Origin of the sequence: Flavobacterium sp. P21 (assembly GCF_050632225.1) — a bacterium.
Taxonomy (GTDB): Bacteria; Bacteroidota; Bacteroidia; order Flavobacteriales; family Flavobacteriaceae; genus Flavobacterium.
The window spans coordinates 2,981,952-3,003,613 of the sequence record NZ_CP192585.1 but is presented as its reverse complement, the minus strand read 5'-3'; the positions used below and the strand labels follow the sequence as shown (position 1 = coordinate 3,003,613).

General features: G+C 33.7%; 22 protein-coding genes and 2 pseudogenes. 7 read left to right on the top strand and 17 right to left on the bottom strand.

Going from position 1 to position 21,662, the window contains the following annotated elements; genetic code table 11:
- Window positions 1-185: 185 nt before the first annotated feature.
- The 13 genes from ACQ9BO_RS14960 to pnuC form a co-directional block, all read right to left on the bottom strand.
- A complete protein-coding gene (locus tag ACQ9BO_RS14960) occupies window positions 186-896 on the bottom strand; it encodes a hypothetical protein (protein WP_431241387.1) in 711 nt (236 codons plus the stop codon).
- A complete protein-coding gene (locus ACQ9BO_RS14955) occupies window positions 880-1,275 on the bottom strand; it encodes a hypothetical protein (protein ID WP_431241386.1) in 396 nt (131 codons plus the stop codon). The genes ACQ9BO_RS14960 and ACQ9BO_RS14955 overlap by 17 nt, the downstream gene beginning before the upstream one ends.
- A complete protein-coding gene (locus tag ACQ9BO_RS14950; protein ID WP_431241385.1) occupies window positions 1,259-3,202 on the bottom strand; it encodes a M4 family metallopeptidase in 1,944 nt (647 codons plus the stop codon). Before ACQ9BO_RS14950 ends, ACQ9BO_RS14955 begins: the two co-directional genes overlap by 17 nt.
- A 395-nt stretch (window positions 3,203-3,597) precedes the next feature.
- Window positions 3,598-5,151, bottom strand: a complete 1,554-nt coding sequence (locus ACQ9BO_RS14945; protein WP_431241384.1) for a tetratricopeptide repeat protein — start codon at window positions 5,149-5,151, stop codon at window positions 3,598-3,600.
- 279 nt (window positions 5,152-5,430) lie between these two features.
- Entirely contained in the window at window positions 5,431-5,868 is a 438-nt protein-coding gene (locus tag ACQ9BO_RS14940; RefSeq protein WP_431241383.1) for an energy transducer TonB, read from the bottom strand.
- Window positions 5,869-5,998: 130 nt separating this feature from the next.
- Window positions 5,999-6,361, bottom strand: a complete 363-nt coding sequence (locus ACQ9BO_RS14935; RefSeq protein ID WP_431241382.1) for a hypothetical protein — start codon at window positions 6,359-6,361, stop codon at window positions 5,999-6,001.
- On the bottom strand, window positions 6,358-7,353 hold the full coding sequence (locus ACQ9BO_RS14930) for an AMP-binding protein (RefSeq protein WP_431241381.1): 996 nt from the start codon (window positions 7,351-7,353) through the stop codon (window positions 6,358-6,360). The genes ACQ9BO_RS14935 and ACQ9BO_RS14930 overlap by 4 nt, the downstream gene beginning before the upstream one ends.
- Window positions 7,340-7,921, bottom strand: a complete 582-nt coding sequence (locus ACQ9BO_RS14925) for a hypothetical protein (RefSeq protein ID WP_431241380.1) — start codon at window positions 7,919-7,921, stop codon at window positions 7,340-7,342. Before ACQ9BO_RS14925 ends, ACQ9BO_RS14930 begins: the two co-directional genes overlap by 14 nt.
- Window positions 7,914-9,677: a hypothetical protein gene (locus ACQ9BO_RS14920; protein ID WP_431241379.1), complete on the bottom strand. Its 1,764-nt coding sequence runs from the start codon at window positions 9,675-9,677 to the stop codon at window positions 7,914-7,916. Before ACQ9BO_RS14920 ends, ACQ9BO_RS14925 begins: the two co-directional genes overlap by 8 nt.
- Entirely contained in the window at window positions 9,670-10,641 is a 972-nt protein-coding gene (locus ACQ9BO_RS14915) for a hypothetical protein (protein ID WP_431241378.1), read from the bottom strand. Before ACQ9BO_RS14915 ends, ACQ9BO_RS14920 begins: the two co-directional genes overlap by 8 nt.
- Window positions 10,629-12,221, bottom strand: a complete 1,593-nt coding sequence (locus ACQ9BO_RS14910; protein ID WP_431241377.1) for an AAA family ATPase — start codon at window positions 12,219-12,221, stop codon at window positions 10,629-10,631. Before ACQ9BO_RS14910 ends, ACQ9BO_RS14915 begins: the two co-directional genes overlap by 13 nt.
- 15 nt (window positions 12,222-12,236) lie before the next feature.
- Window positions 12,237-13,244, bottom strand: a complete 1,008-nt coding sequence (locus ACQ9BO_RS14905; RefSeq protein WP_431241376.1) for an AAA family ATPase — start codon at window positions 13,242-13,244, stop codon at window positions 12,237-12,239.
- On the bottom strand, window positions 13,234-13,806 hold the full coding sequence (gene pnuC, locus ACQ9BO_RS14900; protein WP_431241375.1) for a nicotinamide riboside transporter PnuC: 573 nt from the start codon (window positions 13,804-13,806) through the stop codon (window positions 13,234-13,236). The genes ACQ9BO_RS14905 and pnuC overlap by 11 nt, the downstream gene beginning before the upstream one ends.
- An 888-nt stretch (window positions 13,807-14,694) precedes the next feature.
- Here pnuC and ACQ9BO_RS14895 point away from each other — a divergent pair.
- Window positions 14,695-15,504 carry a polysaccharide lyase gene (locus ACQ9BO_RS14895; protein WP_431241374.1) on the top strand — a complete coding sequence of 270 codons (810 nt, stop codon included), beginning with the start codon at window positions 14,695-14,697 and terminating at the stop codon, window positions 15,502-15,504.
- Between the two features lie 243 nt (window positions 15,505-15,747).
- Here the strand turns inward: ACQ9BO_RS14895 and ACQ9BO_RS14890 are convergent, their stop codons facing one another.
- Window positions 15,748-16,050, bottom strand: coding sequence for an EthD family reductase (locus tag ACQ9BO_RS14890; protein ID WP_431241373.1), 303 nt, complete (start codon window positions 16,048-16,050; stop codon window positions 15,748-15,750).
- Window positions 16,051-16,199: 149 nt separating this feature from the next.
- Here ACQ9BO_RS14890 and ACQ9BO_RS14885 point away from each other — a divergent pair, with 149 nt between their 5' ends.
- The 4 genes from ACQ9BO_RS14885 (at window position 16,200) to ACQ9BO_RS14870 (ending at window position 18,131) form a co-directional block, all read left to right on the top strand.
- Entirely contained in the window at window positions 16,200-17,063 is an 864-nt protein-coding gene (locus ACQ9BO_RS14885; protein WP_431241372.1) for a GlxA family transcriptional regulator, read from the top strand.
- Window positions 17,035-17,187 (top strand): helix-turn-helix domain-containing protein, encoded by a 153-nt coding sequence (locus tag ACQ9BO_RS14880; protein ID WP_431241371.1) that lies wholly within the window; start codon window positions 17,035-17,037, stop codon window positions 17,185-17,187. Before ACQ9BO_RS14885 ends, ACQ9BO_RS14880 begins: the two co-directional genes overlap by 29 nt.
- A 126-nt stretch (window positions 17,188-17,313) precedes the next feature.
- Window positions 17,314-17,769 carry a DUF6597 domain-containing transcriptional factor gene (locus ACQ9BO_RS14875; RefSeq protein ID WP_431241370.1) on the top strand — a complete coding sequence of 152 codons (456 nt, stop codon included), beginning with the start codon at window positions 17,314-17,316 and terminating at the stop codon, window positions 17,767-17,769.
- 23 nt (window positions 17,770-17,792) lie between these two features.
- On the top strand, window positions 17,793-18,131 hold the full coding sequence (locus ACQ9BO_RS14870; RefSeq protein WP_431241369.1) for a helix-turn-helix domain-containing protein: 339 nt from the start codon (window positions 17,793-17,795) through the stop codon (window positions 18,129-18,131).
- A 123-nt stretch (window positions 18,132-18,254) separates the two neighbouring features.
- Here ACQ9BO_RS14870 and ACQ9BO_RS14865 read toward each other — a convergent pair.
- The 3 genes and pseudogenes from ACQ9BO_RS14865 to ACQ9BO_RS14855 all read right to left on the bottom strand — a co-directional run bounded on the left by ACQ9BO_RS14865 (window position 18,255) and on the right by ACQ9BO_RS14855 (window position 19,711).
- Window positions 18,255-19,033 (bottom strand): annotated as a pseudogene (locus ACQ9BO_RS14865) (DUF4861 family protein).
- A 232-nt stretch (window positions 19,034-19,265) separates the two neighbouring features.
- The gene (locus ACQ9BO_RS14860; RefSeq protein ID WP_431241368.1) at window positions 19,266-19,451 is read right to left on the bottom strand and encodes a hypothetical protein; all 186 of its coding nucleotides are present in this window, start codon (window positions 19,449-19,451) and stop codon (window positions 19,266-19,268) included.
- A 35-nt stretch (window positions 19,452-19,486) separates the two neighbouring features.
- Window positions 19,487-19,711 carry a hypothetical protein gene (locus ACQ9BO_RS14855; protein ID WP_431241367.1) on the bottom strand — a complete coding sequence of 75 codons (225 nt, stop codon included), beginning with the start codon at window positions 19,709-19,711 and terminating at the stop codon, window positions 19,487-19,489.
- A 148-nt stretch (window positions 19,712-19,859) separates the two neighbouring features.
- Between ACQ9BO_RS14855 and ACQ9BO_RS14850 the strand changes: the two are divergent.
- Both ACQ9BO_RS14850 and ACQ9BO_RS14845 read left to right on the top strand, forming a co-directional pair.
- A pseudogene (locus ACQ9BO_RS14850) lies at window positions 19,860-20,555 on the top strand (class I SAM-dependent methyltransferase); the annotation flags it as partial.
- A 48-nt stretch (window positions 20,556-20,603) separates the two neighbouring features.
- A complete protein-coding gene (locus ACQ9BO_RS14845) occupies window positions 20,604-21,419 on the top strand; it encodes a class I SAM-dependent methyltransferase (protein WP_431245127.1) in 816 nt (271 codons plus the stop codon).
- Window positions 21,420-21,662 lie beyond the last annotated feature (243 nt).

Here is a 21,662-nt window from a genome sequence, read left to right as displayed (position 1 = left end):
TATCTAAAAATCCTCCTAAGAAACCATCATTATAGTCGTCTGTTTTAACGTGGAAACGAAGTGCTACTTTTTTCCTGCAAGAGAATTTAAACGTATTTGATAAGGATCTTTTTTAAGAACTGTATTTACTCCAGTAAACCAGCCCCCATCAAACAAATCATTTCCGTGTACATTATCAGGATAATTTACGTCTTCAACTTTTTCCAGCTTTTTCCTTTATCTTCAGAGTATTCAACTATTAATCCGTCGTATCCTTTATGGAATAAATAATACAAATCGAATTCAGCATAAGGAGAAACAATATTTGTAAAGTCAAAGATTGGAGATTCTAACACGAAATCAGAATTAAGAGCGGGTCTTTCATTTGTTTTAAAATCTACCATACCCCACATATATTGTGACTTAACAGATCTAAACGATGCTGGGTAATTTTGGAACAAAAACTTTTGATTTGTTGTGTTTAATGATTTTGTATTCCATCCTCCTGGGGTTCTTTCAAAACCTTGAACATAAGGAAATTGACTTATGATACCGCTGTAAGCCGCATTTAAAATACTGTTATTGGTTGTAACCGGGTCTTTATCGTATGTTACATAAGCTTCATAAGTATGTAATCCAAGTCCAGATAAATCTACTGTTCCATCAAAAGGAATTTTGATTTCTGATTTTCCTTTAAAAGCAGTTTCTAAAGTAATATCTTTCCAAACGGTAACACTTCCTGGTGTTGTATCAGCATATCCAATTTTCAATTTAGTTCCTGCTGGAATATCCTGACAACCTAAGTTGTAAAGTGAAATTGCTAATGTATGATTTGCTGTTTGCACTCCTCCATTGTAATCAGGAATTTCTAGATTCGTTACCTTAATATCAAAATCTTTATCAGCTAGGTACAACAATTTGTGCCGTAAAGGTATAACCATCTTTTTGACCAAATTCAGTAATTGGTTTAAGATCTGTTTTTACTTCAATATAATTTACAGCACCACCTGTTTGATATGGTATTTTGTCTCTAAGTTCTAGAGTCACTTTTTCTCCAGGTGCTAAATCTTTAGGGAAGTAGATTTTACCATCATTAGTATAAAACACAATAAGCCTGCCTAAGGCACTTGCCATTGCTCTTAATTTGTAATTTAAAACTTCATACGCCTTAATTGGAGTAATTCCTGTGTTTTCAAAAGTTATATAAAAAGGTTCATCGCCTTTTAACTGTCCGCATGGCAACGCTGGATTTTGTACCGAAACAATTGATAATTGCTTATCAGAATAAGCGAGCACCAACACCAATTGCATACCAAGCATTAGTAACTTGTTTGTATTCTTCAGAACCTAATCCGTATAAATCTTCTGTCGCCATTAAAGAGGCATTACGCATATCTCTAAAATTTGACGAAGGCGATAAATACTCTGTTAACGTTAAATAAGCAATTTTTTCTGCTTTCTCAAGACCAATTCCTTTAATCTTGTAGCTATTATTAAGATCATTAACTCCTTCTCCACCTTCAACTAAAAGGTAATACCAATAATTGGTGATTCCGCTGTTTTGGTGAACACCTCCATTGTCAGAACCTGTATTTGCAGGATCTGCCCAATATTGGCCTCCGTAAGTATCTGGCTGACCAGCCGCTTTTGGGTCAGCCATACTTCTCAAACTTCCGTGTTTGTACAATTCATCACCCAACATCCAGATATCATTTTTTGAATCTTTTCCAGCATAAAGCTCAATAGAAATACCAAAAATATCACTGAAAGATTCATTCATTGCACCAGATTCTCCAAGATAAACTAAACCTGCAGAAAATTGCGTTACTGCGTGCGTCATTTCGTGGCCGGTAATTCCTAAACTCACAAACGGTCGCTTATCACCATCTCCAAACTGCGCCCAACCTCCTGTCCAAGAAGCATTTTGAACATTAGTTCCTAAATGTGCCAGTGCAAAAATGGTCATCCCTTTATCATCAACACTATTACGGTTAAATTTTTCTTCATAATAGTTCAACGTTTTTTGCATTCCCCAATGAATATCAATTGTCGCTTCATCATGGTCTTTGTTGTACAAATCATTCCAGTTGTTATCTTCATCGATATATTCTGTAAGCACATCGTCTGATGCATGCTCAGCATGATTCATATTTAAAGTGTACATTGGAACTTTGTATTTTCCTACTAAGCTTTCCAATCTATAACCATCTGCATATTGCGTTGTTCCAAAAGTAACATCTCCAGCAAATCTTGCTTTTCCTTTACCAATAGCAGGTCTTCCGTCTGCAACTGGTGAAGAAGCTGAACGAACATCTCTGTTCAAATCAATTTTTAAAATCGTTTTTCCAGAATTTGCGTCAACATAAATCGTTTGACTTGATTGCGGATTCGTTGCAAAAACATCATATTTCCACGCCAAGTGATATTCGTTCAATTCAGAAGAAAAATCTGGGCCTACATATACCAATTCGCCTTCTGGCTTTTTGCTGATGTTTTTATTTACTAAAGTGCTTAGTTTTTTGCTTTGCCAAACATATTCTTTAGCATTTACGGTTCTAAGAGCGCTTTCAAGACCTTGAGAAGCATTAATTTTATAGCTCCCGCTTTCTGGTAATTTTTTTCTAATCGCACCAAAAGCATCAATCTTGGTTTTGTTTTCCCTAACCTTATAAATTGATCCTTCGACAGGAATAGAATTATGCAATTGCTGATAAGTAGCTAAAGTTCTCCCGTTTTTATCTGAGATAGATTTTAATTGCATTCTGTCTGAACTGGCCAATCCAAAAGCTTCTTTTTTAACTTCAAATATGTTTTTTGACGTTAAGTTTCCAGATTTAGCAAATGACTTTACTTTCATGATTGAATCTTGAGCAGTTCTTTTGCTTGTCGCAGAATTTCCATATTGGCTAAATAGCTTTTGACTTGCTTGTGCTTGTTTCATTACAGCATCTCCTTCTTCTTTTGAAAGTTGCTGTCCTTTTATGTTTTCTTCTCGAATTACTAAAGAATTACTATCCTCAGTTTCCTGAATAGCACTTTGATCATTAGTTTTCTTAGAAATTTGATCCTTTGTCTGACTTGCAGTGGGCGATCCGAGCGCCGTTTGCACATTACCTGATTTGCTTTTTGGCAAAGGTGACTTTGACTGAGCCATTCCTGCGGAACTGACTAAGAAACCTAGCAAAAGAAACAAATACCTGGGTTTAGTGTAAATTTGGTTCATTTTTAAAAATTTAAATTAGTATTAAGGTTGCATTGTTAATAAGAGCGATGCTTTAATTATTCGCGCAAAAAGCATAAAAAAACATTGTCTAAAATCAAGTAGAAGTTTGATCTTTAGAATCTGGTTTCGTAATTTTTTGCAGAATTTTTAACAGGGCGCTTTTTTTGTTTCTGCTTCCTCTAAAAGTTCTTCCAAACTTTTAAGAGGTGCATTCTTTTTCTTCGCATTCATTTAAAATTAACTTCTGATATTTTTTTGGTAAATATAGAAGCCGAAATTGTCGCCAATAAAAAAAGGACTAATGCAAAAACACTCTTAAACAAAAAAAGAGCACTTAAGTAGCACTCATTTCAAAATAAAACCAACTGTACCAATTAGTTACAATTAAAATTATTTTACATTGTTTCTCCCTTAAAACTGTTTAAATAAGTGGAAAGATTTACTTTTTCGTTTGTCAAATCAAACTTTTTACGCAATCTTGTGCGGGCATTTTCAATAGATTTAAACGATTGTCCCGTGATTTGAGAAATCTCTTTTGTAGTTAAATCTAAATAAAGCAGTGCGCATAATCTGCGCTCTTTTGGAGTAAGTGTTGGGTAATCGATGGTGAGTCTGTCAAAGAAAGATTTATGAACTTGCTCAAAACTAATTTCAAATTCTTTCCAGATATCGGTATTCAAATCTTTTTCTAAACGTTTTAATACAATATCAATCGCCTGTTGTAATTCTTTATTGGGTGTTTTGAGCTTGATCATTTTTAAATCGGTCAAAATCTCATTGATATTATCTGTACGCTGAATTTCGGCCATGGCTTTTCCTACCAAAACCATATTTTTGGCTTCAAGGCTTTGGTTGAGTTCTTGCTGTTTTGCTTTTAATTTTTCTTTCTCAAGCTGATTTTTAATATTCCTGTTTCGGTATTTTATCAATAAAATAATCAGAAACAATATTCCAACAACCAAAATCAAACCGATGACATAATACTTAAATCGCTTTTGTTCTTCTTCTAGCGTTCTGATTTTATTTCGAACTTTATAATCTTGTTCCAGCCTGATTCTTTCCAGATTTACGGCCTTTTGCTCAATATTAATGCTATCGCTGATTTTACTGTATTGCTCAAAATAATAAACCGCATTTTTATAATCCTGTTTGCTCAAATACGCATGATACAGCATTTTATTGAGTCTCATAGCAGAAAAACCAAACGATTTGTCTTTATTCAATTCTAAAGCTTGTTTTGCGTTTAAAATCGCGTTTTCCAAATTATTCTCTTGCAAATTATATTCAGAAAAAGATTCGTGTACAAATGCTTTCAGAGAATTATCTTTACTGAAATTAAGCAAATCAAAAGCCTTTTTAAAATTAAGATCTGCATTCTTTTTGTCTTTTTTGAAAGCATAAGCTCTTGCTAGATTTGTATAAACATAAACGCTTAATTTATTGTCGTTTAACTTATTGGTCAACAAATGCGCTTTCTGATAATAGTATAAAGAAGAATCTGGATTTTTGTCTAAATAAATTGTTCCAATATTATTTAGAATTTTTGCCAATTTAACGGGATCATTTTTTGCTTTTTGATATTTATAAACATGAGCAAAAAATTGTAAAGCTTTTTCCTGATTATTGCTTTTTGCATATAAGATGGCGAGATTGTTTTCGAGTCTGGCCGACTCCGGAACATTATTCATTTCCTTGTAAATATCGTAGGCTTTTAAATAGTATTCTAAAGAGACATCGAGAACATCCTTTGAATCATAAATTTCTCCAGCAGTTACATAAACTCCCGCCAAAGCTAAATCTGGCGTTGCTGTTTTCTTGGCTTCAGCTTCTGCCAATTCAATATACTTTACTGCCCTTTCCCAGTCTGAATTCTTTAATCTTAAAGCGATTTTTCGGCTTAATTCTACCTTCTTTTCGTGATTGTCAATAGCGTTCAAACTATCAATCAATTCTTTTGTTGAAGATTGAGATTGAATCGATAAAGAGAAAAAAGAAGAAAAAGGGAAAGTAATCGTGGTATCATTGGTAAAAAATCTTAAAAGATGTTTTTTAATTAAGCAAAATAAAGAGTTCTAACGCTTACAAAAAAATACTGTTATGAATTTAACATAAATTCATAACAGTATTTAAACAACGGTTCAAATTAGTAAGTTTTATATTTTTGGTCAAGTCCAAAAAAATCCTTTTATTGCCGTTTCTTAAAAAAATCTGTTGACAAAAAAATCATTTTAAATACAATAATAAGGCACCGAATACATGCATCTTACAGCTTTTCCATTTTTGATTGCGGGTTTCCAATTAGGAGATAATTTTAAAACACGCTGTAATTCTTCTCCTGATCCATATCCAAAATCATGAAGGATTTTTATATCGGATAATCTTCCATCTTTTTCAATTACAAAAGAAGCAAAAATTGCAGAAGCTTTCATTTCATCTTGAACCACCTCTTCTGGTATAACATAATTTTTCTTTAAAAAAGCTTGGAACTTTTGTATGCCTCCAGGATACTGCGGATGAACATCAACCTCTGTAGCATTGTATAATTTTTCTGGTATGTTGCTTTCAATTTTGACAGACTTTTGAGGTCCTCTTAAAGTAGGATCAGCTATTGTTGGTTCGTTGGTATTTTTTTGACAGCTTGCAATGAAAATAAAACTAAAAAGCAAAAAAAACTTTTTTTCATGGTTTTTATGGTGTTTCTATTTGGTTTAAGAATTTACTAATGTAAAAATTAAAACTGTTTTTACATAACTGATTGTAATAGAAATATGAAACGTTTTTGGTATCTAAATATCTTTAAACAGTAATCAAATCCGAAGAATACTTCGTCTTTTCCACCGCATTATTTTGGGCTATTTTTTGAATTTCTGCTTCAATTTCAATGTCATTTTTAAAAATTGCATATAATTCGTCAACAATTTCTTTTGATGTGATTTCATTAGAATAGCCAACAAACTCAATCAACTTATCTTTTCTTTGATGCATTTTGAAACCTGCCAAAGGAAATTCTGATAACCGATTAGAAATATCAATATTATTGACTTTTAAATCTGATTTTGTTACAAAAACTATTGGATTTCGTGCTTCTAAACCTACTAAAAATGGAATACCGTTTTCTATTTTTAAACTGCAAAAATCGCCGGTTCTATAACGAATCAAAGGCAAAAAGAATTGTCGCCTCCGGTTACAACTAATTCGCCTCTTTCGCCATTTGGAAGTTTTATATCGTTGTGTTCATCAAAAATTTCCAAATATAAATCGGGGCGAATAACTTTATGTCCGATTTCAGAAGCAAAGGCAATATTCCTGCATTCTGTCATAGAATAAAGATCTATAACAGGACATTTAAAGTAATCTTCCAATTTGTTTTTGACGCCTTTTGTCAACTTCATTGCTGAAGATATTAATGCTTTTGGGCTTATTTTAGGTTTTAAATCTAATAATGCTGTAAATGCAATTGGATCACCTGTCAGGATTTCCGGATTGTATTTTTCGAGGTATTTTTTCGCATCATCTGGATGATTCCACTCAGATGGATTCAGATTTATTTTTAAAATTCCGGCACCGTTTAAATAAGTTGATAAAGAAGCATACGTCAATGTTGTTTCTTGAGCACAAATCAATGCAATGGCAGTTGTATTGTTGCTTTCGGTGATAGAAATATTGAACTCTTTCAGTACCGATTCAATTTGTGGCAACCAACTCGCCTGAGAAACCGAATCAAAAAGTACATCTAGCTTCGATCCTGTTGATCCAGAAGTATGATAAACCAGAAGTTCTTCTAAATTGGCTTCATTTGAAACCAATAAATAAGGAAACTTTCTAATATCTTCTCTGGAAATAGTTGGAAAAACATCGAAATCATTTCCTTTATTCTGATAAAAAGGAACTGTTTTGATACACCATTCAAAATAATCTGCCAGCCAACTTGGAGTTTGCCCTTCGTTCCAGAATACTTTTTTATCGTAAAATCTCTTTTTGTACAACTTAACTCTTGAAAGCTGTTCTGCATTTAAGCGATCACCGCTTTTAAAATTGAATTTTGGAGCAAAAGCATCTTGTCTAAGTTCGTTTAAAAAACTTAAATCGTCAAGCAACGGAAAACGTTCTTGGTCTGTTAATGCTATTTGTGGGCCTTTACTCGCGTCCATAAACATTTGCGGCTTCACGGGCTTTTTGTTCCGCCATTTCTCTCTGAATTCTCATGATTCTTTCATGAGCTTCATACGATTCTTTTAAAACTCTATATCGCTCTTCACTGTTTATCGAAGACAATTTATCTGCCGCTTCATTATGATTTTCGCCATAAGGAATAATTTCACAGCAATATAAAAGCAATCTTACCATTTCTTCTGCGCGTTCGTCATCAGAAATCCACTCATTATGTTTTACATATACAGTGGTTTTAAGCAGTTCTTCAAACCAAAATTGATGTAATTTGTTTTCTATTTGAGGATTATTTATAAAATCGGGATGACATAATAACCATGTCGAAATGTGAATGGCTCGCCAATGATTGTCATCAACAAGTTTTAAATCAAAATTTGACGGATTTTTAAAATCCTTTTTCAAAAAATTATTGCTTACAATCCTGTAAGTATCAGTAATCAAGGCGATTGAATTTAATCCTCCTAATTCAAAAAAATCAGATGATCTTAAATAAGAATCTGGGCATTTCCTTAGGTGTGTAACCAGTTCAAAAACATCATATTTAGACATAAGCATAATTTTGTTGTGAAAACTCAGCCGCAAACTTCAAAAGTTCAGCTTCATTTGTAACATAGTAAACATTCCATCCCATATTTTTCAATCGAACTACCAAATGTTGATTATAATCTGGTGGAGAATGCAAAACCATTGTTCCATGTCCGCCAGCATTTTTTAATGCAATTTCAGCCAGTTCCCAATTGGTTTGTTTGGTATGTGTATCAGCATCCAGCATGCTGAAAATATCGTTATCAGTAACAATCACAATATGCGATTTTTTATGGGGTTTTATTTCAAATGGTTTTCGTAATCGTTCAATTCCATAAGCATAACCGGTTCCTAAATAAGAAGTCAAGGTTGTCAGCAAATCTGTTTCGTCTGTAATAAAACCATCTGTTTCCAAATAACTTCCCGGCTCGCCAGAAAGACATCCCATAACCGAGGCTCCTGCACGCAAGGCAGATAATCCTATAATTGTTGTCGCCAAAATTGGCCAAGAAAAGTTATGTCTCGGATTTCCCATCGAACCGGAACAATCGATACCAAGGTAAACGTTCAGCGGACTTTTTGAAACTGAATTATCTGAATCTGAACCATAAGTTCTTTTTTGAGTCGTCAATCCCGGAATAAGTTCTGGCGATAAAATGGCAGATTGAAGCCAATCTACTTCTTCAATAGAATCGCCAATATCCCAAGTTTCTAATCCTTCTGGCAAATCCATTGATACATTTTCAGACGTTTCTACCGGAAAATCAATTAAATGAGGCAAAGCAATTTCCTTGTAATAGGCATTTATCAAAGATTGTTCATCCGCATTTGGATTGGCTTGTTGCATCAAATCAATGTAATCGCCGGGTCCCATGTAGCCATTTCTTGGTCCGTGCCCTCCGTATTCATTTCTTTCAATACCTAAACTTTCCTTTTTCTTTTTATCGTCACTTTTTTCTTTTGAGTCGATGGCTTCTTTTCGCATATCAATTACTTCATCATAACCTTCCAAATCAAGTTTGGTCATACCTGAAATATCCATAGCGCCTTTTCCTGCGTCTTCAGCATCTAACAATACTAAAATCTTCTTTCGTGCATCTTTAAATTTTTTGTCATCCATCAAATATGGATACAACATCACAGCAAAACGACCACCGCCATGAATCCAGTTTTTTGAATAGCTTCTTATCAAAGAAGCCAACAACGATGCATCAGAATCTATTTTCTTGCTATGAAGCGATAGTTTTGTTGCCAATTCTCCTCGATTCAGTCGCCATAAATATTCATAAGTACGCATCATCAACGTCCAGAATTCTGAAAAACTTTCCTCTGTATTAATCGCTTTATAAACTTCTGACATTCTTAATTTATTGACGCGCCGCAACTTATCATTTATTATAAAATCTTCATATAAGTTAGCCACCATTGGCGCTCTGTCTTCTATACTTGGTAATCCAAAACGAATTCTATTCAGCAAAACAGCGTTGTCATATAAATTTGCAGGCGTAAAAATATGATGACCAATTTCGTGTGCCAGCACTTCTAGAGCATAATCGGTTATATTGCGCTCTACAATTTCTTCCAAATTAATAACAATGCGGTGATCTGTTAACCGAATCATTGCAAAACTGCCCGTAAGTCCTTCTTTATAAGCTTCTTCGTTTGATAAACACCAAATAGGTTCTTGCAAACGCAACATAGGATTCCATTCCAACTTTGCTTGTTGCCAATGGGATTTCCATACTGCGAGCGTTTCTTCTATTTTGGATTGATTATGCATTTCCAAGACTGTATAAATATATAAAATACGAATTCTGCAAGGTAAAAATCAGCGTGTCTCGCGTAGTTACAACTGACGAAATTACAGTTGTGTCTATTTCATTATTATCTCTTCCTAGCCATTTCTCTAAATTTGTAATTCGTTTAGAATTTAAAGCAATATCTTCTGCATCAACCGTTTCAGCCGGAAGCAAAACTTTTCCAAATTGATCTGCAAACAACGCATAACTGCTTTTTGAGTCGGTTGCAAATATATACTCGCCCATTTGTGCCAGTACCGGCGGTTCTTCAAAAAAGCCAGTCATTCCTTTAAAACCGCCTTGAACTCCTTCAAATTTTGTTTTATTTTCCGACCACGGATTTTCAAAAATTTGATTTGCATTTGAAGACGAATCAATAGTTTTGATAATTGTTTGCTGTAGACTTTCAGAAAGCCCAGCAAAATCATCCTTTAAGCGAATTCTTAAATGTGCTAAACCGCATTTCCATGCATAAATACGTCCTACAATTTTAAAATCTTCTATAGTTTTAATTTCACTACTGCTGTTTGCAACAAGTTTACACCATTCTATAACTTTTTCTGGAGCATGAACTTCAAGGTTCAAAAGAACATCGTGCAACAATGAAATGGTTTTTAAAGGAAATTTTACCGCTAAATTTGGCATATGCGCCATTAACAGCCAAGCTTCTTTATATTCATCTTTATAACGAATTGCTACTCCGCTTCCAATTAGTTTCAGTGACTCTAAATAAAGTGCTTTTACAACTTCATGGATTTTTTCTGGAGAATCATTAAAAACAGCAATAGCCTTTACAATAGGCTCTACGACTTCTACCATCCAATTGGCAAAAATGTGAGCATCTAAATTTCCATATTTTATTTCACCTTCATTGTACCATTGATTGTAGAGCGCACTATTATCACTAAATGTTGAAATGAGCGGCTGAAAGCTTATTTTTTCCATTGCGACCATCTTTTGTAATTCGTATAACGCTGATGCAGGTATTTTAGTTTTAAAATGTCATCTGCTCTGTATCCATAAAGCTTTTTCTCCTGCGACCATATCTGGAGTTGTTTTTCGATATTTAAAAGTCGGCTGTCGATTTCTTTTGAAGATATATTTTCAAGTCCTTTTTTAAATTCGGTTTCAAATTTATCAACCGGATCATTTCGGTCTAAATCCTGACTCACATATTCATCACAAGACAAATCAAACAATTCGCGCGACCATACAATTCTGTCTACTCGATATACTTCATTGCCCGCTTGATCAAAAAATGGAGATTCTAAATGTGGCGTCAAACTATCATGCAAAACAAATGGCAAAACTTGTCTCACATCTTCTAATTCCACTTTTTTATTTCCTCTAAAATAAGCCATCGCTTTAGAAAACATCAATAAAGTCATTATTTTTCTGACCGATAAACCATTTTTAGCCTGCGAACCTAAATCTTTAATTGGGTCTTTTCCTGTTTCTTTTCTAAAAAGCGTACGCATGTCAATACCCGACAATTTTGCCGTGTCTTTTGTCATATATTCCAATCGATTCGAAGCTGGTTCAAAAAACTCAAATTGGCGACAGAAAAACTCAATGCGTTTGCGCAATCCGGGTTCTATCTGAATTCCTCTAATTTGTTTGTTTATCGTATTGAGCTCTTCTTCAGTAAAAATAATTTCTTCTGGAATTATAGATTCTGGCTTAAAGTTGAGTTCTATACGTTGCAATAAATCGTCAATAAATCTTGTATTAAAATGCATCGCTCTAATTACAATATCGATTCTGTCTTTTAAAGCTTCAATAACTTGATACGTTCCTCCTCCCGCATCGTCATTGGCAGTCAAATACCAAGCGCCTTCCGGACATTCATAAATTTGATCGAAGATTTCAGCATAATTATCAGCCAAAACCGTTAATAAAGCCGATTGTGTTCTGGTTGGAATTCGGTTATACTCGTCAATGATTTTCACCCTCATTCCGAGCCATTTTCTCCAAGCTATTCTGATATCTGAAGTTTTCTCCGCCTTTACCATGTCTGAAGGCAGTGGATGCCCCAACAAATCTGAAATTGTCATTTGAGGCTGACCATGCTGAATGGCGCGCATTACATCTTTTTTGTCATATCCCGCCAACAATCCCATCAATACTGATGTTGCTGTTTTTCCGCGACCTGGGCCACCAACTATAAGGCATTTTCCTAATGCGGCCAAATTCAATAACGGCATTAAAACAAAACTCGAATAACTTTGATCTGTTGGCAAGTAAACTGGTACTTTGCTGTCTCCAAATAAAAACTTTTTAGGATCACCATCATTGAATTCGATATCATAATACGGACTAATAACAGCTGTATTTGTGATCCAAAAATAAGCCTGACGCAATTTTTCATCCAAAGCCACTGAATCCTTAGAATCACTTTGATCTGTATCGCTTGAATATAAATCTTCTACCTTAAATTTGGTAGCTTTATGAGTTTCTTGTGGATTTGTAGGTGATTCTGGAACTTTCTTGAAAAACCCCATTGTTTTATTTATTAAATCTGACATGCTTATATTTTGTTTCTAAGTTAGATTAAATTTACTGTTTTCTTGATCAAATACTACTTTTGAGACCTGTTCAATTCTTTCTTCAACAGTTCCCCTAAGCATATAATATTTAAGATTTCTAGAATTCAAATCATCAATTATTTTTTCTTGAAATTCTTTTCTTTTTACATCACCAGATCTGTCCCAAGTGTCATCATAAGGAATATCAGTATCGCATAAAAAGATGATGTCATGCCTGTTTTCGGCTTTTTTAGCCAGATTTTCTAATGCATCCAGCGCTTTTCCATGATAATCGAGCGAAAACAAATAAGTCGTAATCGCATTAGTATCAGAAAATAAAAACTGATTCGACTGCAAGACTAGAGCATCTTCTCTTTCGATATGAGTTTCGGCTATTTTTAAAAGATCCTCTAAAGTGAGTCTTTTATTAATTTGGTGTTTTTCCCAATATTCTCTTCCATATTCAGGCATCCATTGCGTATTGAAATGGGATGCTAATTTTTCTGCCAAAGTTGTTTTTCCTGTTGATGGCGCACCAAGCAGAACCACTTTCGTAATCAAATCTTTATAAACATTTGGATGAAGAAATTCTTTGTTTTTATAAGAATCATTTCTGATTTTAGTAGCCGAAATTGGAATAGCGTTCCTATCAATATCAACCTGTCTGTTCATTGCTTTTAGCGCAACACTCATATGTTCCCCATAAGGTTCGCTAGAATAAAAATGTGATACATTACGATCGCCTAAAATTGATAAGACATAATCTTCCTGAATCTTCATAATCTCGGCTGTGTATCCACTGTCATTAGGTGAATTGGCGCCTTCGATAACAGTAATTTCCGGATATATTTCGCGTATCCAGCCAGCACGTATTGATAACGGAATATTTATTACAGGATCATCATAAACCAGCACGATCACTTCATCAACCTCTTTAATAGCCGTTTCTATTAATAACTGATGACCTTTGTGGAAAGGGGCAAATTTGCCTAATGTCAATCCGACAGTATTTTTAATTTTCATAAATTAACTCTTGATTGTATGCTTTTTTCCATTCCAAATATCCTGCAATTGCCATAATTAAGAAAAGCACATACAATATTGCTGTAAAATAAAGCTCTTTATAACTGTAAACACCAATAGCTACTACATCGACCGCTATCCAAAACAGCCAAGATTCCAGCACTTTTATAATCATCAAATATTGAGCAACGAGACTTGCAACCATTATAAAAGCATCAATATAAGGACAAGATGCATCGGTTCTTGTGTCCATAAAATAGCCTACCAAAATTGATATAAAAACGGTTAGAGCAACCCAAAGAATTCTTTTTGTCAGCAAGCTTATACGCAACGTATCATGATTAGCACCACCATATTTCCAACTGTACCAGCCATATCCCTGCAGAAATATATAAATGATATGCAAAATCATATCTGAATATAATTTTGAAGTATAAAAAACGAAGCAATACAACATCACTTGAATCAAACCAAAAAACCAACACCAGATATTTTGTCTAATTGTAAAATAAACGGCTAAAAAACCGAAAATTGCGCCAAAAATTTCTATAACTGTATCCATAATTGTTGATAAAGATATAATAATGAATTGAAATTTTAGAGAGCAAAATAGGTTTTTTGAAGCAGTATTTGATCAAAATTTATCTTGCAAGTTTTATTTTAAAATCGAGACAAAAAAAACGCTAAACAGTACAGTTTAGCGTTTTTCACCTCTTTTTTCAGAACAACTTAATATACGTTTACTCCGATTTTCTTATTGTTTTGGATCCACACTCAAGGGAGGTAAAGTCATTTCTTTGCTGTTTAGCATTGTTTAGCTTGCTAGATTGTTCTGTATCTTCCATTTTCCATTGATCCGCCATAAGAACCGCTTTGTTGTGGTCTTGGAGGAGTTGCTGAATATTAATTTATATAGGATTACTACTATGATAAAATTAAAATCTTAATTGCTTACTTCTTCATATTAATCTCAATTTGATGTTTCATATTAGAAAATTGAACAAATTCTATACTATGAAACAGCTGTTGGATATTAATTTATTGTTGGTCAAAACATATGAGTATGGCCTAATTTCAATAAAAATTAAAAACCTAAATCGATGATTTAGAAAGTTTTAAAAATTATTTTAATAACTGACGTCTTTAAAAACTTCTAAAAACATCAAAGATTGCACGTAAAATCTGTAGGCTGGATTTTTGTGTACGTAAAAACGTACTTTATTACTCCCCGTATAAATAATTATTAATCACCTTTACATCATCTATTAAAAGTCATTGATAATCAATCATATAAATTTCAACAAAAAACAAATTAAAATTCGAAGAATCAAATGAAGACATATACTGATTTATAAGATTTGAAAAAGTCTCATGTTTCAGCATTAAAAGCAATAACCACAATTTATTATTTACTATCTATTAATTATTTACTAACCTTAAAATTTTAAAAATGAAGAAGTTATTAAAATTATCCAGTTTATTATTAGTTATGGCGGCAGTGTTTTATGCCTGCGGAAATGAACAAGACTTGAATGTTGCTCAAAATCTTGAAAATCTTGTAAAAGATGAACAGCCCATTGTAAACAATGACGACACAAACTTAACCAAGAAAGCCGCCGCTGAAACTGCCGCTGTTGCCGCTTTAGCAGGTAGCGCCAGTGCTAGAACAATTACATTACAAACCAATACATTATCGTGTCCTGGTGGTTTGTGTACCTCTTATGGTGTTTGGTCAGAAGGACTTTATACAGTTTGGTTTCAAATGAAATTCAATTCAGGATTTTATTGGAGCCGAGGCGGTAAATGTGGATACGGAATCCTAATTGGTGACCAAAACACTGGTGGCGATCCAGGTTGGGATGGAAATGGAGGAAGTGCCCGATTTATGTGGTATTGCCCGAATGGTTCAAACACTGCAAAAGGAAGCGGTGCTTACCTTCAACCTTATGTTTACTACAAAGATCAACCAGGACAATACGGTAATGATTTCGGAAAAAAATATTACATCCAAGAAGGTGTAACTTACAATTGCCAAATCTCTGTTAAGCTTAATACAGGATCAAATACTGACGGATATGTTAAATATTATGTCAATGGAACTGAAATATTGAATGAAAAAATTCGTTGGGTGACTAACAATGCTAAGCGAAATGTCAATGCAGTAAGTCTTCACACTTTCCGTGGCGGTAGTCAAGATTATTGGACAGCTCCAGTAACAAGTTCTATTTACTATCCAAGTGCTTCTTGGGATGCTAAATAATAATTATATTTAAAACCAATGCTTTAAAACTCAAAAGCCTATTTCTAAAGAAATAGGCTTTTTTATCATTTTGCATTTAACGCTTCTTTATCAGAATGTTATTTAAGTATTGTCAAAAAACACGAGTTTAGTCCTAGTAATTGTGCAGGCATCAATTACGTTTCTCAAAATAAGTCCGGTATTGTTTGGTTTTTCTATCCACTAAATTACTGAAAATTGCTATACAATAATTCTCGAATCAATTTAGATGTTTTTTGTATCATACACATAAATCTGGACTTCATCATCGCTGGCAAAAATCCTTCTATCTATCACGCATTCCTGCCTAATTTCTGATTTAAAAGCACTCATCATTGATTCCATTGACTCGAAATACAAATTGGCAACACGATAAACTTCAGAATGTCCTGTCAGCGATACAACCGGCCCTTTATTAATTTCATATTTTACTAAACCCGGAAGCCTTTTTGCCAAGGGAACATGAACCTCAAAATAGTGTTTCTCAAAGAAAACCACGTCTTTTGGCGTTTTATAAATTACAGTCATTTTTGCCATGATACAAGTTTGATTAAATAGTTGATTTTCAATATATGATAAAATTAACTTCAAAGTTCAATTTTTGTAAAGTGCTAATTAGACATTCTTAAGGGGAGATTTGGACAAAAACTTTTCATATCTTTATAAGAAAAACAAAAATGAAACTGCTTACTATTTTAGTTCCAGAAGGAGAGAATAATCTTTCCAGTATTACTGGCGCGTACGAAATCTTTAATAAGGCAAATGCTTATTACAAAGCAAACGGCAAGAAAGAATTATTCAAAATTCAGCTCGCCGGTCTTTCTGAAAAAGTAGAATTTAATAGCGGACTTTTTACTATTACACCGCATATTCATATTTCTGCTGTTGCAAAATCTGATCTTATTATAATTCCGTCATTAAATCACAATTATAACCTAGCATTGCAACACAATGAACTTTTAGTAAAATGGTTGGAAAAACAATATCATAGTGGCGCAGAAATCGCTACTATTTGCACAGGAGCATTTATCTTGGCGGCTTCGGGGCTTCTTGACGGAAAAAGCTGTTCGACGCATTGGTCGGTTACTGAAAATTTCAATCTTCTATTTCCAAAAGTCAATTTGCGCACTGACGAATTAATTACAGATGAAAATGGAATTTATACCAATGGCGGTGCGTATTCCTTTCTAAATTTGATGATTTATCTTATTGAAAAGTATTATGATCGAAAAACAGCTGTTTACTGCGCTAAAGTTTTCCAGATCGAAATGAACAGAAGTACACAGTCTCAATTTGCTATTTTCTCAGGCCAAAAAAGGCACGACGACCAAATTGTTCAACAAGCGCAAATGTATATTGAGGAAAATCTAGGAGAAAAAATATCTATCAGCGAATTGTCCTCAAAATTTAATGTTGGCAGAAGAAATTTCGACAGAAGATTTGTCAAAGCAACCGGAAATACACCAATTGAATATTCACAAAGAGTCAAAATTGAAGCAACTAAAAAAACCTTTGAAACAAACAAAAAAAACGGTCAATGAAGTGATGTATGAAGTTGGTTATTCAGATGTTAAAACTTTTAGAGATGTATTTAAAAAAGTGACTGGAATATCGCCATTAGAATACAAAAAGAAATATTATAAAGACGTTCTTTTGATGGCTTAAAGATTTAAAAAATGTTATAATTATCTTATTTTTTGGTTCTAAACCTGTTCCTTTTTTATTTATTTTTTAATTTAGAACTAGCTTAAAATCAGGGAATTTAGACACAAGCAATTTCAACATAATCTTATGCAAATACTGCCTTCAGCCAGTTTAGCGCCATACATAAAAAATTACACTATTGTTACGATTGAAAAGGATCTTGACAACGAAGTATTCTATCCCAGTGGCTATGTCGATTTTATTGTCAATATATCTGAAGGATATGCCGCTACGATTATTAACGGAAAACAAAAAGATACACCAGCTATAGAGCTTTTAGGCCATCTCACCCTTCCTACTCGACTTTCTGTAGCCAAAGGAACTTCAATACTTATTGCGCGAATTTATCCCTACGCCAGCGCATTATTTTTCTCCGATCCGTTGTCTGAATTTACAAATTATGCAACTGACATGTATGATGTTTCTTTAGCAGAAAATAGAGAATTATATGGCCGAATCATGGAAGTGCCTGAACTTTCAGCCAAAATCAAAATTCTAGAAAATTATTTTCTGAATCAATTGAAAAAAATGAAACGAGATTAAAAAAAGTTTCAACATTACAAGCATTGAGCCAACAACTTACTCTCGATTCTCAATTATCGGTTTTGCCATTTTTGGCACAGCATTCGGGATTGTCAGAAAGGTATATTCAAAAACTTTATATGTCCAATATCGGCATTAGTCCTGTTGCATATACATCAGTACTACGTTTTAACAAAAGCCTTCAATTGGTACTCAATACGCCACAATCACTGACAGAAATAGCATACGACTGCGGATACTATGATCAAGCTCATTTTATTAAAGAGTTCAGAAAATTTACTGGCATAACACCTTCTGCATCGAGAAATTCAACATTAAAAAATGACACTGATTTGCAACAAGCAGTCAACATTGGTTTTTAAATCTTATTTATCAAAAAGTAACGTCACCATATTTCTATAAAATGATGTCTAAGTAAAAAAAGAATCGGTAAAAACACAATGAGTTTTTACCGATTCTTTTTATTGTTATTCTATATTCTTCAACTATAATAATTGTTTCATATAAGCTTCCAATTTGTCCAATGTATTCAATTCTTGTTCTCTTGCACTTGACGAAATAATTTTTGTCTCTAAATTTTTAGTTGGTTTTGAGATCAGCAAATATTGATTTCCGTCGTCGGTCGTTTTTTCATAATCTTTTGGATTATAGATAATCCCTGCTCCAATTCCAACAATTTCGGCCGCAACATCCTCTGGGTGTTTCCCCCAAACTGCAATATAATTTGCTCCTTTTTTTGTCTCAAAATCTTTAAAATAGTTTACTCCAGTTGCAAATTGTACTTTTTCTCCAGTCAAACTAACAGCTTCAACTTTAGCTTCTCTTTTTCCTGAAAATACGGTTACACGCACTAAAATATCCACTTTTTTCCTTTGTATGGCACACCTCTTGAAATCATTTCCATATATGAAGTAGTTTCTGTTTTACCAATGTGAGCCAAGCGATTCGACACTGGATTCAAAGGAATCAATTTCTCTCCATCCCAAAGTTTAACACCTCCTAATCCTACTGTATTAGCAACTTTATAATAGTCTGCTCCCCATCCGTCTTTTTGCTGTTCCGGAGTTGGGTACCAATGCGGCGCTTTTAGTTCTAAACCTGGTTTTGCTTTTGAGTAAACATCAATCGCAACTTTATCACTAAAATAGATTCTCAACGCCATCCATTCATTTTCAACTGCAGGTCCGTGATGCCCAATTGTACTGTACAAATCCCCCGATTCTGAGCCAACATCTGTCAGATAAGATATTTTGTCTGCTTTCATATACAAACTTGCATCTGTTTTATTCTGCGCAAAACAAGTAAAGCAAAACGATAAAGTCGCTAAAAATGATAATTTCATAATTTCAATTTATTAGATATTTAATTTTTATAAATTTAAAATAACTGTTGAAATTACACGAATAATTCTATAAGATTATTTAAAAATTATGTGAAATTTATTTTTTAGTTATCACAAATACTATTTCGCAAGCTTTAAATAGAGATAATAAATACTATTTGGCCGGATGATTGTCGCTAAACATGTCTCGATGCATTTTCCACCCCTCTTTTGTTTTTTTCCAGATCACGATTACTTTTCCATCATCTATTTTTTTGCCATTCATATCAGTCATTTCATAAAAACTTTCTTCGGTTACAGCCGTTTTTTCGTCACCATAAAGATGTTGAATGGTAAACACAACGTGCACTTGAGGTCCGCCTCTAAAAAAGGAATCTATTTGCTTTGCTCCACATTTTGGCTCTGAATTTGGCGGAAACAAGCAAGCATCCTCTGTATATCTAGCAACAATAGAACCGTCGTTCTTGTTTGTAAAATCGGAGAACGTTTTGTTGCTGGCTTCAATAACTTTTTTACCTCTTTTAAAACCGGATCTGTCGTTTGGGCATTACACCAAAAAGTAAGCATAATAAATGCGCTTAAGATAATTTTTGTTTTCATGGTTTATATATTTTTTCCAAAGTAAATTATTTCGAAAATCAGAAAATTGTAAAATAACGAACAACTTTTCAGAAAGCTAAAAAGCTGTAAAACAATAGCGCAACACTCAAAAAAATCCTTATTTTTAACTAACCTTCATTTTTGTACTATGACCGATACATCACAACTTCGAAGCTCCATTTTCAAACATCTTGACGGTTTAGCGGTTGCTCCCACTGCAATTGCACTAAAGAATAAAGCTGTTTTAGATTATATACTTAAGAAAAAAACAGTACAACTAGCTGAACTTACTAGCACCTTCAAAGCAAATGAAGGCTATTTAAATGTTGGCTTAAGAATTTTAGCTTCTCAAGGATTCCTAGATTACGATGTTGATAATAGCACTCAAGAAATCACAATTTCAATAAATGAAAAAACAGAAACTGCTTTTTCATTATTTCATCTTTATGAAGATGTGGCCGATTTGCTTCAGTTCTCCTCTCAATTTCATCCACGTTTATTTGAAGATGCGCCCTTTGAAAAACTCAACTTGATTTTTGAAAAATATAAAACGAATTACGGACTCGAATCTTCGGATAATCTCATAACAAACGAAATTCAGAATCAAATTTTAAAGCATATTGAAGGTTATTTAATTGGACCAACAATTGTGCGCTTAGCGATGAAAGGAATGTTTCATAAATATTTCATGGAGACTTGGTTCAAGCCAGAAGAATTTCATAAATCACCCGAAAATTTCAAAAAATACTTGACTTTTTTACTCACTTAGGTTGGTTCATAGAAAAAAAGGAAATTATCAATTTACCGATATAGGTCTTTTTTTGCCAAAAGAGCCAGTGCTTATGGCGTAACGGTTTCTTATTTGCCCACATTTGCCAAAATTAAAGAATTGATGTTTGGAGATCCAATGATTTTAAGAATGGTTGCTGATGGCGAAAATGAAATTCATGTAGATCGCGAAATGAACGTTTGGGGAAGCGGAGGTGCGCATGATACTTATTTTAAGGTTGTTGATGAAATTATAGTGAAACTTTTTAATTTGCCAATTGAAGAACAGCCAAAAGGAATTCTGGATATGGGTTGTGGCAATGGCGCTTTCCTGCAACATATTTTTGAAGTAATCGACAGGCAAACTTTAAGAGGAAAAATGCTCGACGAATATCCTCTTTTTTTAGTAGGAGCCGATTATAATCAAGCGGCATTAAAAGTGACAAGAGCCAATCTTATAAAAGCTGATATTTGGGCAAAAGTAATTTGGGGCGATATTGGCCGTCCCGATTTGCTTTCAGATGATTTGAGAGAAAACTATAATGTCGATTTAAAAGATTTACTTAATGTGAGAACCTTTTTAGATCACAACCGAATTTGGGAGGATCCAAAACAAGCTAATAAAGGCAGAATCAGCAATTCTACTGGCGCATTTGCCTTTAGAGGAAAAAGAATCAGCAATAATCTTGTTGAAGATAATTTATTGGAACATTTGCAAAAATGGTCACCTTATGTAAGGAAATTTGGTTTGCTTTTAATTGAATTGCATACCATAAATCCTAAAATTACGGCCAGCAATTTAGGAAAAACGCCAGCAACTGCTTATGATGCGACTCACGGTTTCTCTGACCAATATATAGTCGAAATTGATGTGTTTAATAAAATTGCTCGCCGAAGCTGGATTGTTTCCAGACCCATCTTTTTTCAGAAAATTTCCTGATGCTGACATTGCAACGGTAAGCATTAATTTGTTGAAAGGGAATTAATTTATAACCAATAAAGAAGATATTTTATAAACAGAATTTATTGTAGAGAATTTATTGTAGAGACGCACCGCAGTGCGTCTAACGTTTTTTGTATCCATGTCAATATACGTTACGCAAGACGCACTGTCGTGCGTCTCTACGGATAGAAAACGTTCTAAAGCAAAAAAAACTCCAAAATCAAATGACTTTGGAGTTTT